The 15,026-nt window shown below is 71.7% G+C and carries 16 protein-coding genes and 1 pseudogene; 6 read left to right on the plus strand and 11 right to left on the minus strand.

What is annotated here, in order from left to right:
- Positions 1-17: 17 nt before the first annotated feature.
- The 3 genes from H0S66_RS17585 to H0S66_RS20165 all read right to left on the minus strand — a co-directional run bounded on the left by H0S66_RS17585 (position 18) and on the right by H0S66_RS20165 (position 1,893).
- Complete coding sequence (locus H0S66_RS17585) at positions 18-1,037, minus strand: glycoside hydrolase family 26 protein (protein WP_179616517.1); 1,020 nt, start codon at positions 1,035-1,037, stop codon at positions 18-20.
- 134 nt (positions 1,038-1,171) lie between these two features.
- The gene (locus H0S66_RS20160) at positions 1,172-1,582 is read right to left on the minus strand and encodes an SGNH/GDSL hydrolase family protein (protein WP_219633584.1); all 411 of its coding nucleotides are present in this window, start codon (positions 1,580-1,582) and stop codon (positions 1,172-1,174) included.
- Positions 1,507-1,893 (minus strand): SGNH/GDSL hydrolase family protein, encoded by a 387-nt coding sequence (locus H0S66_RS20165; RefSeq protein WP_219633585.1) that lies wholly within the window; start codon positions 1,891-1,893, stop codon positions 1,507-1,509. Before H0S66_RS20165 ends, H0S66_RS20160 begins: the two co-directional genes overlap by 76 nt.
- A 37-nt stretch (positions 1,894-1,930) precedes the next feature.
- Between H0S66_RS20165 and H0S66_RS17595 the strand changes: the two genes are divergently transcribed.
- Positions 1,931-2,587, plus strand: coding sequence for a histidine phosphatase family protein (locus H0S66_RS17595; protein ID WP_179616519.1), 657 nt, complete (start codon positions 1,931-1,933; stop codon positions 2,585-2,587).
- 10 nt (positions 2,588-2,597) lie between these two features.
- On the opposite strand, the gene H0S66_RS17600 is transcribed toward H0S66_RS17595, so the two are convergent.
- Positions 2,598-3,623 carry an SGNH/GDSL hydrolase family protein gene (locus H0S66_RS17600; protein WP_258016972.1) on the minus strand — a complete coding sequence of 342 codons (1,026 nt, stop codon included), beginning with the start codon at positions 3,621-3,623 and terminating at the stop codon, positions 2,598-2,600.
- A gap of 186 nt (positions 3,624-3,809) precedes the next feature.
- On the opposite strand from H0S66_RS17600, the gene H0S66_RS17605 reads away from it, so the two are divergent.
- Positions 3,810-4,658: a YwqG family protein gene (locus H0S66_RS17605; RefSeq protein WP_179616520.1), complete on the plus strand. Its 849-nt coding sequence runs from the start codon at positions 3,810-3,812 to the stop codon at positions 4,656-4,658.
- Positions 4,646-5,311 carry a nucleotidyltransferase domain-containing protein gene (locus tag H0S66_RS17610; protein ID WP_179616521.1) on the plus strand — a complete coding sequence of 222 codons (666 nt, stop codon included), beginning with the start codon at positions 4,646-4,648 and terminating at the stop codon, positions 5,309-5,311. Before H0S66_RS17605 ends, H0S66_RS17610 begins: the two co-directional genes overlap by 13 nt.
- A gap of 206 nt (positions 5,312-5,517) precedes the next feature.
- Here the strand turns inward: H0S66_RS17610 and H0S66_RS17615 are convergent.
- Positions 5,518-6,716, minus strand: a pseudogene (locus H0S66_RS17615) (IS256 family transposase); the annotation flags it as partial.
- Between the two features lie 445 nt (positions 6,717-7,161).
- Positions 7,162-9,336, minus strand: a complete 2,175-nt coding sequence (locus tag H0S66_RS17620; RefSeq protein WP_179616522.1) for a GDSL-type esterase/lipase family protein — start codon at positions 9,334-9,336, stop codon at positions 7,162-7,164.
- Between the two features lie 327 nt (positions 9,337-9,663).
- Here H0S66_RS17620 and H0S66_RS17625 point away from each other — a divergent pair, with 327 nt between their 5' ends.
- Positions 9,664-9,873: a DUF2220 domain-containing protein gene (locus H0S66_RS17625; RefSeq protein ID WP_258017231.1), complete on the plus strand. Its 210-nt coding sequence runs from the start codon at positions 9,664-9,666 to the stop codon at positions 9,871-9,873.
- A 78-nt stretch (positions 9,874-9,951) separates the two neighbouring features.
- Here H0S66_RS17625 and H0S66_RS17630 read toward each other — a convergent pair whose 3' ends face one another.
- Entirely contained in the window at positions 9,952-10,740 is a 789-nt protein-coding gene (locus H0S66_RS17630) for a DNA polymerase subunit beta (RefSeq protein WP_179616523.1), read from the minus strand.
- Between the two features lie 54 nt (positions 10,741-10,794).
- On the opposite strand from H0S66_RS17630, the gene H0S66_RS17635 reads away from it, so the two are divergent.
- Positions 10,795-11,187: a VOC family protein gene (locus tag H0S66_RS17635; RefSeq protein WP_179616524.1), complete on the plus strand. Its 393-nt coding sequence runs from the start codon at positions 10,795-10,797 to the stop codon at positions 11,185-11,187.
- A gap of 12 nt (positions 11,188-11,199) precedes the next feature.
- Entirely contained in the window at positions 11,200-11,814 is a 615-nt protein-coding gene (locus H0S66_RS17640; RefSeq protein WP_179616525.1) for a GyrI-like domain-containing protein, read from the plus strand.
- Here H0S66_RS17640 and H0S66_RS17645 read toward each other — a convergent pair whose 3' ends face one another.
- The 4 genes from H0S66_RS17645 to H0S66_RS17660 all read right to left on the minus strand — a co-directional run bounded on the left by H0S66_RS17645 (position 11,815) and on the right by H0S66_RS17660 (position 15,005).
- On the minus strand, positions 11,815-12,255 hold the full coding sequence (locus H0S66_RS17645) for a DUF309 domain-containing protein (protein WP_179616526.1): 441 nt from the start codon (positions 12,253-12,255) through the stop codon (positions 11,815-11,817).
- Positions 12,252-13,274, minus strand: coding sequence for a glycoside hydrolase family 5 protein (locus tag H0S66_RS17650; protein WP_179616527.1), 1,023 nt, complete (start codon positions 13,272-13,274; stop codon positions 12,252-12,254). Before H0S66_RS17650 ends, H0S66_RS17645 begins: the two co-directional genes overlap by 4 nt.
- 133 nt (positions 13,275-13,407) lie before the next feature.
- Positions 13,408-14,238 carry a phosphotransferase family protein gene (locus tag H0S66_RS17655; protein WP_218876365.1) on the minus strand — a complete coding sequence of 277 codons (831 nt, stop codon included), beginning with the start codon at positions 14,236-14,238 and terminating at the stop codon, positions 13,408-13,410.
- Complete coding sequence (locus H0S66_RS17660) at positions 14,238-15,005, minus strand: 2-phosphosulfolactate phosphatase (RefSeq protein WP_179616528.1); 768 nt, start codon at positions 15,003-15,005, stop codon at positions 14,238-14,240. Before H0S66_RS17660 ends, H0S66_RS17655 begins: the two co-directional genes overlap by 1 nt.
- Positions 15,006-15,026: the final 21 nt, after the last annotated feature.

Here is a 15,026-nt window from a genome sequence, read left to right on the forward strand (position 1 = left end):
CCCCGGGGCCCGCCTGCTCAGCGGAAGGCGGCGTACCCGGCCCGGAAGGCCTCGAAGGACCCGGGACTGCTCCAGATCCGCCAGTCGGCCTCCTTGTCGAAGTGGAACCAGGTCAGCCCGCGCACCGCGGGGGTGCGGTCGAGCCAGGCCCACATGTCGCGCAGCCAGGCGCCCTTGTCGCCACCCTGCTCGGCGCTGCCGACCTCGCCGATGAAGAACGGGCGCGAGGTGAAGGCGGAGATCTCGGCGAGGCCGGGGCCGAAGACCTGCTCGGCGCTCTGCCAGCTCGACCACGACTGGGTGGTGCCCCAGTTGTAGCCGTCGAGGCCGACGCGGTCCACCACGTCGTCGCCGGGGTAGAGGCCGGCCAGCGGCACCGAGCCGTGGAAGGGCACGTTGGGGGCCCAGAACCACGAGACGTTGGTGACGCGCTGGGCGCGGAAGACCTTGACGACGTGGCGCCAGGCGGCGCGGTAGTCACCGGCCTCGTTGCCGTTGACGCCCTCGGCCCAGGGGTACCAGGAGCCGTTCATCTCGTGGGCCATCCGGATCACCAGTGGGGCGCCGTACGAGCGCACCTGGCGCGCCCAGCGCTTGAGGTAGGCGTCGTGGGCGCCGGCGGCGATCCGGTCGAGCGCGTACGCCGGCTGCGTGGTGCCGGCCGCGGGGTCCCACGGCTCCCAGGTCAGCTCGGGCACCGCCCCGGCCGCGGCGATCCGGGCGGCGTCGGCGGCCGGGAAGTCGGGCACGGTGGCCCAGGCCGCGTAGAAGGTGACCTGCTCGGGGCGACGGCCCAGGGCGTTGCCGAGGTCCTCGTACTCGCGCAGGTCGGTGGGCGCACCGGGCACCGCCACCCCGAGCAGGCGCTCGGTGGGCTGGGGAGCGGCGGCGGCGCGCGCCGGGGCCTTGCGCGGGCGGGCCGCGTCGGCGGGCGCCGAGAGCAGCAGGATGCCGAGCGAGGCCACGGCCAGGGCGACGACCGCGGTGCCGGCGCGGCTGAGGCGGGAGCGGTCGGGACGACGGGAGAGCTCGGACATCGGGGATCCTCGGGGGTGGATCGTGGACGTCGCCGTGGGGCGGCGCGTCGTGGCGGGGGACCACGACGGACACCATGGTGGGGCCTTGAGGTGACCTTGCGCTCACCTTGCAGAAAACTTTAGTAAGCGGTGCGTCACAGATCCGCGCGCAGCACCTGGCGCACCACCGGCTCGAAGGCGTCGGTGAGGGCGGCGTAGCCCGCCTCGTTGGGGTGGAAGAAGTCGGCGGCCAGCTTGCCGCGCCACGAGTCGGGTCCGTCGGTGCGCAGGTCGACGACCCGCAGGTGCCCGCGGCGCGCCGCCTCGTCGAGGTGGCGGTTGGCCAGCCTGGCCGCGGCCCGGGGCTGGGGGAGCGTGGTGACCACGCTGCCGCGCGGCAGCCGCGAGACGAGCTCGGCCATGGCGTCGGGCAGCCGGGTGCGGTGCCGGGCGCCGCTGAAGAGGTCGTTGGAGCCGACCATCACCGTGATTAGGTCGGGCAGGGGCGAGAGCGCGGCCGGCAGCGCCGCCCAGGCCGGCAGCTGCTGGTCGACGACGTCGGGCACCGCGCGCCGGTGGCCGACAGGTTCACCACCTGCAGGTCCGCGCCCGCCGGCCCGAGCCGGCCGAGGAGCTGGTCAACCCAGCCCCGGTCGGGGCCCTCGGCGCCGATCGCCTGCGACATCGAGTCGCCGAGCACCACCCAGCGCCGCCCCGGCGCCAACGCCGCCTCGCGGGAGCGCGCGTGCCAGGCGTCGGCGTACGGCTCGGCCTGCCGGCGCACCCGGGCGACACCCGGCACCACGACGCCCAGGGCCCGCACGGTGCGGCCGGGTGGTCGGCCGGTGCGGTTGGCGTAGGCGGGCGGTCGGCTCATGTGACGATCATGGCCGACACCCCCACGAGAGGTCGCCATGGTGACGCTGCACCTGCTGGTCCACCCCGAGGCGACCCACGTCGTCGAGGGCCTGGTCGGCGGTTGGTACGACGCCGCGCTCACCGCGCGCGGAGAGGCGCAGGCAGCGGCCGCGGCCGCCGCGCTCGCGACCGCCCTGGCGCCGGCGCTCGAGGCGGGCGAGCGGGTCGCGGTCGTCTCCTCGGACCTGCGGCGCTGTCGACGCACCGCCGAGGCGGTGACGGCCGCCCTGGCCTGCGTCGCCGGTCGCGCGCCGGCGGTCGCCCTCGACGCCGGCCTCCGCGAGCAGTCCTACGGCGAGGCCGAGGGTCACCCGGTCGGCACCCACCCGTGGCGCCCGCCGGGCCCCGGTGACGACGCGCTGCACCACCACGACGGCGTTCCCGGCTCCGAGACGCGTGCGCAGGTGGTGGGCCGGGTGCACGCCGCGGTGAAGCGCCACCTGGCCGCGGCTCCCGAGCACCTGGTGGTGGTCACCCACGGGGGAGCCGCGACCTACGTGGTGACGGCCTGGCTGGGGCTGCCGCTCGAGGTGGTGGGCCGGGTGCGCTTCGCGACGCCGCCGGGCAGCATCACCACGCTGCGCGAGGACCCGGCGACCGGCGACCGGCGCGTCGAGGTGCTCGGCGACGTGCGGCACCTCGACGCGCCCTGAGGCGTGGGCCTCAGCGTTGCTGGCGGGCCCGCCACCGCTCGATGTCGACGCCCGCCCGGTCGGCGGCCCGTCGGGCCCGGCGGCTGTCGAGGTCGGGTGCGTGCACCACGGCGGGCTCGATGCCGGCGTCGAGGTCGGCGTACGGCCGCTGGCTGCGGGCGATCTCGGCGGCCGGGACCCGGCGCTCCCCGGTGGGCCGGGCGGTCCCGGCGGGCACCTGGGCCTCGACGGCGGGCAGGTACCCCTGGGCGTGGCCCGGGACGTTGGGGTGGTAGCTCTCGACGACCGGGTAGGACAGGCCGTTGAGCCACTCGGTGTCGGCGCACACCGCGTGGCCGACGAAGCGGCTGGTCGGGTCGGCGAAGCCGAGGCCCTGGGCCGAGGCCTGCTCGCGCAGCCGCTGGTTGAGGAGGTCGGCGGTCGCGTTGAGCTGGGCGCGCTCGGAGGCGGAGAAGAAGGTGAGCGCGTTGCAGTCCTCGTCGCCGAAGACGCGCGGGTAGCCGGCGACCACCACGCGCGCCTGCGGTGCACGGGTGCGGATCTGGGAGTAGAGCGTGGACAGCCGCCCGGGCAGGGTGGTGTTGATGAAGCTGCGCGCCCCGTCGACGGCCTTCGTGCAGCTGGCCATCCACCACGGCGTGGCACAGGTGGTCAGCACGTCGGCGAACCCGGCGTCGTTGCCGCCCACCGAGATGGTGACGTAGGCGGTCGAGGCGCTGAGCGCGCCGAGCTGGGCCGCGGTCACGTCGGCCACCACCGCGCCCGAGCACGCGCGCAGGTCGAGCGAGTAGCCGCGACGGGCCGCCAGCAGGCTGGGGTAGGCCCTGGTCGAGCGCAGGCAGTCGGTGCCGTCGGCGACGTAGGAGCGGGTTCCGGTGCCTGAGGAGTAGGAGTCCCCGAGGGCGACGTACGACGGCCCGGCCTGGTCGGCGGAGACGGCCGGGGTCGTGGGACCCGCGGGGGAGAGCAGGGCGCCGAGGACGGCGAGGGGCAGGGCGGCGCGCCGGAGGGCGCGGCCGGTGGGACGAGCAGCCACGTGAGACTTCCGATCCGAGACAGGGTCACCCCGATGTGACCCGGGTCACCCATAGGTACCACACGGGGTATCGAGGGCCGGGTCGCGCGCAGGGCCGAGCCGGACCCGGGTGGGTGACAGGGGGGCCGCCCGCTGCGATGCTGGGCCGCCCGTGCGGCACCGGTCCGTGCGTGGGAGGGGAGCGGCGTGGGCTACGCGGAGGCGCTGGACGCGCTGGTGGAGGCGGCACCACCCGGCTCGGGGGTGCGTTCGCTGCTGCGCCCGTGTGCGGCCGGGCTGGTCAGCGAGGACACCGAGCGCACCGGCGTCCTGCGCCGGCGTACGCCGGTGGCGCCGCCCGTGACCGGCTCCTACGTCGGGGGGCACCCCTTCCTGCCCGACGACGCCGAGTGGCCCCGCGACCCGGACGAGTGGCCGATGCACTTCGTGCTGCAGGTGGCCTTCGCCGACGTGCCCGCCCTGCCGGGCTTTCCGCGCGAGGGGCTGCTGCAGATGTTCGTGCGTGACGACTCGACCCACGGGCTCACCTTCGACGACACCGCCGGGACCCGCGGTCTGCTGTGCCGCTGGTACGACGCCGCCGCGCTGGCGCGACCGGTCGAGGTGACCTCCACGACGCCGGTCTTCACCAGCGACGACTCACCGCTGGCCGACCCGCAGCACCCGGTGGCGCTGGAGTTCACGTCCATCTGGTCGCTGCCGCTGGGCTGGGAGAACCTGGCCGACGACGTGGCGGCCGCCCCGGAGGCGTTCGCCGCGCTCGAGGAGCTGCTCGAGACCCGCGAGGACCTCGTCGAGGCGCTCGAGCAGGCCGTGGCCGAGCACGGTCGGTGGAGCGGGGTCCACGTCGGCGGCTGGCCGTCGTTCGTGCAGGGCGCCCCCGACGTGCCGGCGTACGGCTCCTCGCAGCTGCTGGTCGGCATGGCCGGCGGGCTCTTCGAGTGGGGCGACGTCGGCAACGCCCACCTCTTCGGCGACCCCGAGGCCCTGGCCGCGGGTGACGTCTCGCGGCTGTGGTGGGAGTGGGCGAGCTGAGGGTCCCGCTCGTCCGCAGCCCCGCGGAGCAGGCCGAGGACGAGGCGTTCCTGCGCCTGTACGGCGAGTGGGCGCCGCTGACGCCGGGCGAGATGGCCGCCGAGATGGCCGGCTTCGACCGGCCGTGGTGGGTGGTCGGCGGCTGGGCGGTGGAGGCCGCGACCGGGTTCCGGCGCGAGCACGAGGACCTCGACGTCTCGATCCTGGCCTGCGACGTGCCGGCCCTCGTCGAGCACCTGCGCGGGCGCTGGCACGTCTGGAACAACGCAGGCGGGGTGCTGCGGCCGCTGGGGGAGCGGTGGACCGACGTCGAGGACCCCGCCAGCCAGCTGTGGCTGCGCGCGAGCGCGGCGGACCCGTGGGTGGTCGACGTGCCCCTGACACCGGACCGCGACGGGCGCTGGACCCACAAGTTCCTGCCCGGTGAGGACGCCCGGGTCGAGGACGTGACGTGGCTGGCCGACGACGGCATCCGCTACCTGGCGCCCGAGATCGTGCTGTCCTACAAGGCCCGGCTCGGGCGGGCCAAGGACGACCCCGACCTGGAGGCGTGCCTGCCGGTGCTCACGTCCGCGAAGCGGGTGTGGCTGTGGCGGGCGGTCGAGCAGACCGCGCCGGGCCACCCGTGGCTGGATCGTCTCCAGCAGCCCTAGGTGTTCTCCCCTTGGAGGTTGGGTACGCGGTCTGCGGTTGTTCTGCCGGCCAGTGAGGTGTTGCGTCGGTGGTGATTGCAGGTGTGGAGGAAGCCGGGGAAGGCTGCAGCAGTCCCTTGTGACTCGGAGAGGTAGGGCTGGGCGTTGGCATTCCTCGACATGGTGCGGTCGAACCGTTCGACTTTGCCGTTGACGGAGCCCCGCGGGGTGGTGGGCTTTGAGGTGGTCCTCGGTGCCCTACTCGCCGCTCTGGATGGCGACGCGCGGACCGGTATCCATGCCGGTGTGAGCAGCGCCATGGATTCTTTTGAGAGGTAGCGGCGGTCGCCAGCGATCCACCCGTCGTGCATGTCGATCAGTACCGCGCCGACGAGCCTGATCACAGCAGCGCGTTGGGAAGATCCTCACGACCCGGCTGCGGCGCTTTATCTCCTCGTTGACCCGCTCGAGCGGGTTGGTCAACGAGATCTTGCGCCAGTGCGCCTTCGGGAAGCCGGTGAAAGCGAGCCCTTCGGCCTTGGCCTGGTCCATCAGCGGCCCGACCGTCGGGAACGAGGCAGCGAGCTGGTCGCGGACCTCGTCCCAAGCGTCGCTGACCGCCTCGGGATCGGGTTGGGCGAAGATCGTCCGGAAGATCGCGGCGACCATGTCGGCGTGGGTCTTGGGCGCGCGGGCGAGCAGCTTGCGGGCGAAATGGACCCGGCACCGTTGGTGCGCAGAATGCTGGGAGGACCGCATCAACGCGGCCACGAGACCAGAGTGCTGATCGGCGATCACCAGCTGCACCCCGCCCAGGCCTCGCTGCCTGAGGGTGAGCAGGAACGCGAGACCCAGCACCTCGCGGCTGCCGTCGGCGGCGATCCCGGTGGCCACCACGACCGCCATCGACACAACCTGGCCGCCCTTGTCGGGCTTGTTGCGCACATGGAGGTAGGTGACGTCGAGGTAGACGTACAGAAACGGCGCGTGGTTCAGGGGTCGGGTGTGGAGGCGCCGACGGGCTGATCGAGGTCCTCGGAGATCCGGGAAACCTCGGACTTGGAGATCCCGGAGTCTGCGCCTAGCGCGACCACGAGGTCGTCGACACTGCGTGTGCTGACGCCGTGGACCTAGGCCTCCATCACGACCGCGTACAGCGACTGATCGATCCGGCGACGGGACTCAAGGATGGCGGAAATACGAGCCCTTGCCGAGCTGGGGGATCTTCAGCTCGATGTCGCCGGCCTTGGTGGCCAGCAGCTTAGGGCGGGTACCGTTGCGTATCGGTGACACGCTCGCCGGTGCGCTCGTAACGCTCCGCGCCGATTACGCCCGCGGCCTCGAAGTCGACGAGCTCTTGGAGCACGGTGCGCACCGACTCGCGAATCAGGTCGACACCATCGCCGGTGCGGAACGCCTCGAGCCGCTCGGGCCAGGGCTGTGTCGCGTGCGGGGTTCGGTGGGGGCTCCATCAGACTCGGCACGCGACACTGTTCACGTTGTTGGTGATGAGGCGCATCGCCCCTGAGGCTGCCCGGAGCAAGGCCAAGACGAACCTAAATTGAGCCGAGCGCGCCTGCTACGGCAAGCGGCAGGACCCGCCTGTGCCCGAGGTGCCGCCTCCCCGCGCGTGAAGCGAGCCCCGTCGCCCTGATTGTGGCGGGTCGATCGCGCGTGCTCCCCTGGGGCGCAGGCTCTTGGCAGAGTGCTCTGCGTCCTTTCAAGACCCCCGGTTCGGTGGCTCTGACCGGGGGTCTTGTCGTGTGTGGTGGGGGCACGGTGGGTGAGGCCCGGCGGGTGGGGGCACCGCCCGGCTCCGGCACAGGGCGCTCGAGTGAGGAGTCGGCCCCCGCTGCAGGAACCTGCGCGCCTCAGGAGCAGGACATGAGTCGCTGCCACGGGTCGGGCTGGACCTGCTCGCCCGCGGAGGAGCAGGTGGACTGCGCGGACTTCAGGTCGCTCAGGGTCGTCTGGTCCCGGGTGCCCAGGGTGGAGGTGGAACCCATCCTCCCGGCTGGCGCGGGAGCGGTCCGGGGATACCGGTAGAACTCCCACGAGGGGAAACGGTCGGCCGTGAGGTTCACGTTGAAGGTCGGACCGGCGGCACGCAGCCGTACGGTCGCGTTGATGCGCCCGAAGTCCTTGGGGTTCCAGCCCTCCCAGGAGTTGATGGCCGACACGCTGAGAAGCAGGTCTTCGCCCGACCTGGCCACGGACACGTAATTCACCTTGGACTCGTCGCTGTCGCTGATGCTCGAGGCGTTCGGGACGACTTCGATGGGGAAGGCGTTATGGCAGACCAGGTTTGTGCTGTTCCAGACGAACGTGAAGCCGACGGCGCAGGAGCGGTGGACATAGATCCCGATCTCCCCGGTGGCGGTGTCCCAGGCGACTCCGACCTTGGAGGAGGCGTACGGGTTGTCATCGAAGCTGCGGTGGTCACCGATGGCATCATCAAAGCTGCTCTTGTTGGCAATGAACCCGCGTGAGACGACGATGCCGCGGTCCGTGCCGGGCGCGACCTGTGTTGTGAGCATCCGGTCGCCGTCGTCGGCCACCCTGTCGAAGTAGCGATTGCGGGCAAGCAGGTGGTTGTAGTTGTTCTGGTAAGGCAGCACCCAAGGCGGTGCGGTCTGGTCGGGTCCCTCGCCGCCATAGCGGGAGGCGACGACAATGTAGTAGCGGCAGAACTCCGTGACGTACTCCTGCGTCCAGGTGGTCTTGCTGCCGAGATTCCACTGCACCAGTTGGTAGGCCGACCTCCCGGGGGGCAGAGGCCCACACTCGTTGGCTGCGACGGAGTAGACGTGGTAATCGTCGGCCCCGGCCACCGGATCCCATTGCAGCGTCACCGTGTACGGGCGGTCGGGATTGGCGGTGGCGCGGAGGTTCGGGACGACATCGAGCGGGGCCGCGGTCGCTGATCCGGCGGGGGACCGGGTGCTGGCGTAGGTTCCCCGCTCCGTCTTTACAGCGAAGGCGATCGTGTGTCCGGCGGGGACCATCTTCTCCGTCCAGGAATCCGCACCGACGGGGTACGGGTACGCCTTGAAGCTCTCGCCGAGCGTGACGTCGCGGCTGTAGAGCGTGTAGCCACCCGCGCCGAACACGTGCGGCCAGGACACGACGAGCTTGCGACCGCTGCGAGCGACGGACACGGTTTCCGGAGCCGCAGGGGTGAGGTCCGCGGGCAGACTGGACGGCACCGCTCCGTAGTAGTTGCCGACGCCAAAGTCGCCGCGCAGCCGGTCGGCGAACGCCTTGGCGATGACCGCCTCGCCGCGCACGTTGGGATGGAGTCCGTCGTAGCTGTCGATCGACTGGTCGTACGCCGAGGCGAGATTCACCAGTTGAACGGGCGAGGTGCTCGTGGACAGGCTCGACAGGGCGCTTGGCAGCAGCGAGTTGTACTGCAAGATCTTCTCGGGGAGGGCCGGCTGGCTCGCCAGCGCGCTCCGCTGCGGGACGTTGGCGACCAGGATCCGGATGTTCGGCTTGGCGGCGCGGGCGTTCTTGATCAACTCCCGCAGGCTCGACACGGTCCCCGCGGGATCGCTGACTCCCCACGCGAGGTCGTTGAAGCCGAGTTCGACGAGCAGGTAGTCCGGCGTGTAGGTCGACACGTTGGAGGCGATCTCCCACTTCGCCTGAGCCATCTGCCAGCCCCACTGAGCCAGGTGCTGGCTGTCTGAGAAGGAGACCCCGGGGCGGTAGGCGCCGGTGTGTACCGGTGCTGGAGAGACGTCCGGCCAGCCCGCCGGATAGGCGGCCGGCAGCTTCGTGGTGCCCGTCCAGGGGCCGACGAACTCTGAGGTCACCCCAGAGTTCGTCAGGTGCTTCTTGAGCCGATACCGCCACGTGTAGTCGCCCTCGAGGCCCTGACTGATCGAATCGCCGACGACCATGATGCGCGGCGCTGAGAGCGAGACGGGCACGATGCGGTCGGCGACGACCGGTCGTACTAGGCCCGACGCAGCGAACAGCGCGAGCAGCGCGACGAGCAGCGGGAGGCGGGTGAGGAAGCGGGCGACGACGAGACGCACCATCAGGGACTCCCGAGACTGAAGTGGATGACCGGAGTCGGAGCATAGAGCCTCTTGAGGCAAAGGGGACAGACCTCGCCGACGACGGCGTCCTGACTCGGCCCGAGGCGCCCGGATTTACGTTTCCGGAGGACGGGTTGGGGTCGCAGATCTGAGTTGTACTGACCGGGTTGAACCAGTCGAAGCAATACTTTGCACCCACAAGCAGGTGTTGCGACGACCGGTTAATTTCGCCCTGGGCGCCGCGGTCTGAGTGCAGGATCGTGCCGACCGGAGTGGCTCGGCCACCTGCCGTGGGCCGGCACGGTCCGCGTCCGGTGCTGGGGCGACATCGACACGCACGGGTACGCCAGCCTTGCACGGGTACGTAGGGCGGCTCCGTATACCGAGAGCGTCCTGATGGACCTCGACACGCTGCTGACGCACCGGAAGTTCTGCGCCAGCGCGCCGAAGCAGGCCACCGGCGAGCTGACCGAGCTCACCGTCGACGAGGCCCGCCTTTGTGAGGGGCTGTGGGCCCGAAGGCCTCTTGGTGAGTGATGGTTGCTGTGGTAGCTCCACACCTCACCGGAAGCCTTCACCCATGTCCGGACGCCGCGCCTTTCCTAACCTCCGTGGTCAGCACACCTGCGTCTGCGTCGACACGACGTGCTCGAGGAGGTCGAGGGTGTCCTGACCCCGGTGACCGGCGTCGTCGTACAGCCCGGGCGAGCCCGGCCGTTCCCGCACGCGCAGCGCCTCCCTGGCCACCCGGTGCCAGCGGACGTCGAGGTGGGCCAGGACGTGCCGGCCCGCGCCGCTCTTGGAGGTGAGCTCTCCTCGGGTCAGCAGGTGGTGCAGCCTGGCGCAGCCCAGCACCGTCCAGGCGACCGCGTCGTCCTGCGTGCCCACCGCTACCGGTCCCTCCGCGGTCAGCTGCTCGAGCAGGGAGCGCCAGTAGGTGTCGAGGTTGTCGCGGGTGAAGCGGGCCAGCTGCGCCGGGTCGGTCCGCACCGTGGGCAGGTGGCCCCGGACGACCACGGGTCGCTGGGCCAGCTCGTGCCACGTCACGGGGTTGATGTCGGTGCCTCCGCCCGGCGAGAAGACGCCCTGGTACTGGACCGGCCGGGGCCCCAGGGTCGTGGGATCGGCGGTCAGGTCGTCGGTGGTGCAGTGGAAGCCGTCGTACGCAGGGGCAGGGTGTCGTGCCGAGGTCGCCCGGTGCGCCTCCTCGAGGAGGTCGAGCTCCGCACCTCGCGGCAGCTCGTGCCACACGCTGACGAAGTCGACGTCGCTGCCGGCGAAGAACTCGCCCCAGCCCAGCGAGCCGTGCAGGAACAGCCCGACGAGGCGGCCTGGGAGCCGCCCGTCGACCTCGTGCAGGTAGGTCTGGGTGAGGTCCGCGACGGGGCGGGGGAGAGGGGCCACGACAGCAAAGGTAGGCACTCGCGGTGCCTCGCCGTGCCACCTAGGGTGCTGGGCATGGCCTCTCGTGTCGCCAACATCTGCGTCGACGCCCACGACCCCGTAGCCCAGGCTCGCTGGTGGGAGCAGGTCCTCGACGACTTCCACGTCGTGCCCGACGGCGCCTGGGGCGACGACGAGGCGGAGCTGCGCGGCCCCGGTGGTCGATGGCTGGAGTTCCTGCGCGTACCGGAGTCCAAGACCGTCAAGAACCGGATGCACCTGTGCCTGCGCCCGGTCGGGACGACGTGCGACGCCGAGGTCGAGCGCATCGTCGCGCTGGGGGCCAGCGTCGTCGACGACCGTCGGGGGATGGCCGACGGCGGCTGGGTGGTGCTGGGCGACCCCGAGGGCAACGAGTTCTGCGTGCTGTCCACCAGCGCCGAGGACGCCGGCATCAGCCAGGCGTAGGGCTGGGCTGGCATGGACAAGGTCGACCTCAAGCGCACGATCGCCACCTACCGGGCACCCCGGGGCCGGTTCGAGGTGGTCGACGTGGCGACGGCGACGTACCTGGCGGTCGACGGGCACGGCGACCCCAACACCTCGGCCGACTTCACCGGCGCGGTCGCGGCGCTCTACCCGGTGGCCTACCGGACCAAGTTCGCCAGCAAGCGCGACCTCGGCCGCGACTACGTCGTGCCACCGCTCGAGGGCCTGTGGTGGGCCGACGACATGGCGTCGTTCACGTCGAGGCGGGACAAGGCTCGGTGGCACTGGACCCTGCTGCTCGTGCTGCCGGACTGGATCGACGAGGCGCTCGTCGACGCTGCGTTGCAGCAGGTCGGCGCGGGGGACCGGCCGGAGCGCCTCGACGACGTGCGCCTCGAGACGCTGAGCGAGGGGCGGTGCGTGCAGACGCTGCACGTCGGACCGTTCGACGAGGAGGCGGAGGTGCTGGAGCGGATGCACGCCGACATCGCCGAGCGCGGCCTGCGGATGACGGGCAGGCACCACGAGATCTACCTGAGCGACCGGCGACGGACGGCGCCCGAGAGGCAGCGCACCATCCTGCGACAGCCCGTCCGCCCCGCCTGACTACTCGGGGACCGCGGTCTCGATGCAGTGACGTGCTCGGTCGACCAGGTCGTCGATCTCGAGGCCGTACGTCGGCCCGTCCGTGCCGGCGTACGCCGTCAGGTGGCCGGTGGCGCGCTCGAGCAGGCGCTGGGCGCCGGTGGGGTTGCCGCGCCGGGCGTGCGTGAGGCCGACGCAGAGCTGGGCCAGGCCCTGCCACAGCGGCCGCTCGGCCTCGGGGCAGTCCTTCCAGCGGGCCTCGAGGACCTCGTGCGCGGAGAACGGTCGACCGACGTCGAGTAGCCCACGCGCGGCGGCGAGCGTCTCGAGCGGCGGCAGCGGGTCCTCCGAGACCGGCTCGACGCCGACGGTGTCGTAGGGCAGCGGTCGTCCGAGGGCATCGCGGGGCCGAGCCTGTCGAGCTCGCCCGTCGTCGTCGCGGTCGCGTCCGGTCGAGGTCATCTGTCGACCCTAGCCGTCGGGGACGGGCGCCCGGAGAGCCAATCGCGCAGCGCGTGGTAGACCGGCTTCGGCTGCATCGTGGTGCTCATGATCCCGTAGCCGCCCTGGTGGTCGTCAGTGCCCGGCTCCGCGCGCGCCGCGTAGAGGAACACCTTCTCGACGAAGGGGTAGCGCCGTGCCGTCTCCGTCAGGGCCGCCACCGTGTGGGCAGCCTGGTCGGCCTCCGTCACGCCCTTGGCCCAGGCGGGCTCGGAGCCCGTGTTGGGGTGCGAGGACCATCCGAGCTCGGTCAGCCACAGCGGGGACTCCACGCGGTAGCGCTGCATGAGATCGTGGACGGCGCCGAGGTGGGCGAACTGCCAGGGGTGCGTGCCGTCGCCGTCGAGCGGACCGGTGTCCGCGGGCACCTGGTACGGGTGGGTGGCCATGACGTCGAAGTGCCCGGTGGCCCCGGCGCGGTAGGTGCGCTCGATCCACTCGACGTCGTTGTGCATCGTGCCGCCGTAGACGACCTGGACGCCGTCGGCGCCCGACCGGGCCCGGGTGGCCTCGTACGCCGCCCGCAGCAGGTCGGTGTAGGTCTCCGGGGTCGCCCCGGCCAGGAAGTCGGCGGAGTTGGGCTCGTTCCAGACCTCCCAGGCCTGCACCTTGCCCGCCCAACGCTCTGCCGCCCACCCGAACGCCTCGCCGTAGTCACGGGCATCGCGGGGCGCGGAGCGCTCACCGGCGCTGGGAACCGCCCACGCGGGGGTCAGCCACAGCGTGCCGAGCACCCTCAGCCCCCGTGCGTGCGCCATCGAGACGACCCGGTCGACGAGCCGAGGTCCCCAGGCGTCTGGGTCGATGGGGCCGGGGGAGCCCTGGAGCATCGCCCACGAGACGTCGAGCCGCACCCACGTGGCGCGCATCTCGACCAGCCGGTCCAGCAGTGCCGCCCGGTCGTCGTCGGTGTAGTGGTCCCACGTGCCGTGGAACTGGACCCCGACTTCCAATGGCGTCAGGTGTCGGGCGGCGTCCATGGCGGCCACGGTAGCCAGGCTCGATGCAGGGGAGGTCGTGTGCCCGGGCGTTGGGTCTGCAACAGCCACCCAGTTCCACGTTACTTGACATAATGTAAGTTATCGGCGATCCAGTGAAAGCACCGAGAAGTGGTTAAAGGAGGTGGACCCACTGGTCGAATCGCTGTCGCAGCACTTGCGGTGTGATGTGTGGCCGGCCGACACCGCTGTAGTTCTCTGCCCAGCCTTCGACGCTCGTGGCCGCCAGCGCGGCGGCCTGCAGGTCCCAGGCACCCACATCACGACAAGTGTGCTGTGTTTGCCGTTCGTACTCGGCAAGGAACACGTCGGCGGCCTCCACAGACCCCAGCAGCACCAGGTCCTGACGGCACCACGCCAGGTCGACGCCACGCGGTGCTTGCCTGGCGCCTGACCAGTCCACCACTCCGGTCAGCGTGTCGCCCACCCACAGTGTGTTGCCGCTCCAGAAGTCGTAGTGCGTGAGAACCAGCTCGCTCGTGTCCAAGGACACCCACTCGGAGCGTGCACGGTCTGCAAGGTCCGAGTTCCCGGCAGGCGGCGCCCCTGGAGCCTTCCGGAGAGTCTCAGCCTTCTGTGTGTGGATGCGTGCCAGCGCGCGCGCCAGCTCGACCGCCAGCAGCTCCAAGGGAAGGCTAGGTGCCGGCGGACCGCCTGGCCGGTACAGGCTGACGAGGACGGGCTGCACCCGATCCAGGTCGTGCTCGACCAGGACCGGCACCAGGTCCCCCAGCGCCTCGAGCCTGGCCGACACCTCGACCTCGCGTGCCGGTGCTGCGTCGCCGGGCGGGAACATGCGAACGACGTACGGCGTCCCTGCCTCGTCGACGGTCAAGACCGTGACGGCGTGCTGACCGCCGCCGAGTCGCCGAACGGGCGTCAGTGCCCGCCCGAGAAGCATCTCCGCCTCAAGGGCCACCACCTGATCGGTGCGCTCCGGCTCCATCAGCCGGCCTCGCGGAAGGCGTCGCCGACAAGTCCGGGCACGACGCGGGAGGCATCGACGTCAGCGGCCACGGTGACGTCGTCGGCGAACCCCTTGGACGCCAGCTCGCGCCCGCCGACACAGTCGCGCATCGTCGCTGCGAGCTGGCCGACCGTCGACGTCCACAGCGCGGCGGCCGCACGTGCCTCAGGGCTCATCTCGTCGTCGTACCCGAGCTCCGACAGGACGCTCAGCACCGCGCCGGCGCCCAGGTGGTCCTCCAGAGCAGGTCGCAGCGAGTCGTCCTGGTGCCATCTCTCCCCTGCGGCGACCACCGTGACCGACCGGCCTGCGGTGATCTCGTGAGCCAGGCGTCGGCCCACTGCGCTCGCGTTGCGCAGGCAGCCGATCAGCACCTGGGTCCCGGCGCCCTGCAGCGCAGCCGAGATGGTCGATCCGTTCGGCGAGGGCAGCACCAGTCTCGGCACCGGCTCGCAGGTCAGCAGCCCGGCCGGCGACAGGGACGGCGCCGGTACGCCGTCGCCACGGGCGGCCTCGAGGCGACCGACCGCGAGCGTGGCGTCCTGCTGCTCGGCGTACGCCGCGGCGCGGGCGTCCTTCCAGGCGAACGGCAGCACGTGCATCCCGCGTTCGACGGCGATCGTCACCGACGTCGAGAAGCTCAGCACATCGACGACGACGCTCACGTCGGCGGACGCGGCGGCAGCGCCCACGGGACCCCAGTCGAGACGGACGGCATGGTCGCGCTGACCGAAGATCTCGTCCACGACCGCACCCTAACCGGGACT

The organism is Nocardioides marinisabuli, from assembly GCF_013466785.1.
Lineage (GTDB): Bacteria > Actinomycetota > Actinomycetes > Propionibacteriales > Nocardioidaceae > Nocardioides > Nocardioides marinisabuli.

Excerpts from the sequence above, each read along its gene's own strand:
- H0S66_RS17650 (WP_179616527.1), bottom strand. The coding sequence starts at position 13,274 with ATGGACGCCGCCCGACACCTGACGCCATTGGAAGTCGGGGTCCAGTTC.
- H0S66_RS17585 (WP_179616517.1), bottom strand. The coding sequence starts at position 1,037 with ATGTCCGAGCTCTCCCGTCGTCCCGACCGCTCCCGCCTCAGCCGCGCC.
- H0S66_RS17640 (WP_179616525.1), top strand. The coding sequence starts at position 11,200 with ATGGACAAGGTCGACCTCAAGCGCACGATCGCCACCTACCGGGCACCC.
- H0S66_RS17635 (WP_179616524.1), top strand. The coding sequence starts at position 10,795 with ATGGCCTCTCGTGTCGCCAACATCTGCGTCGACGCCCACGACCCCGTA.
- H0S66_RS17620 (WP_179616522.1), bottom strand. The coding sequence starts at position 9,336 with ATGGTGCGTCTCGTCGTCGCCCGCTTCCTCACCCGCCTCCCGCTGCTC.
- H0S66_RS20165 (WP_219633585.1), bottom strand. The coding sequence starts at position 1,893 with ATGAGCCGACCGCCCGCCTACGCCAACCGCACCGGCCGACCACCCGGC.
- H0S66_RS17645 (WP_179616526.1), bottom strand. The coding sequence starts at position 12,255 with ATGACCTCGACCGGACGCGACCGCGACGACGACGGGCGAGCTCGACAG.
- H0S66_RS17655 (WP_218876365.1), bottom strand. The coding sequence starts at position 14,238 with ATGGAGCCGGAGCGCACCGATCAGGTGGTGGCCCTTGAGGCGGAGATG.
- H0S66_RS17595 (WP_179616519.1), top strand. The coding sequence starts at position 1,931 with ATGGTGACGCTGCACCTGCTGGTCCACCCCGAGGCGACCCACGTCGTC.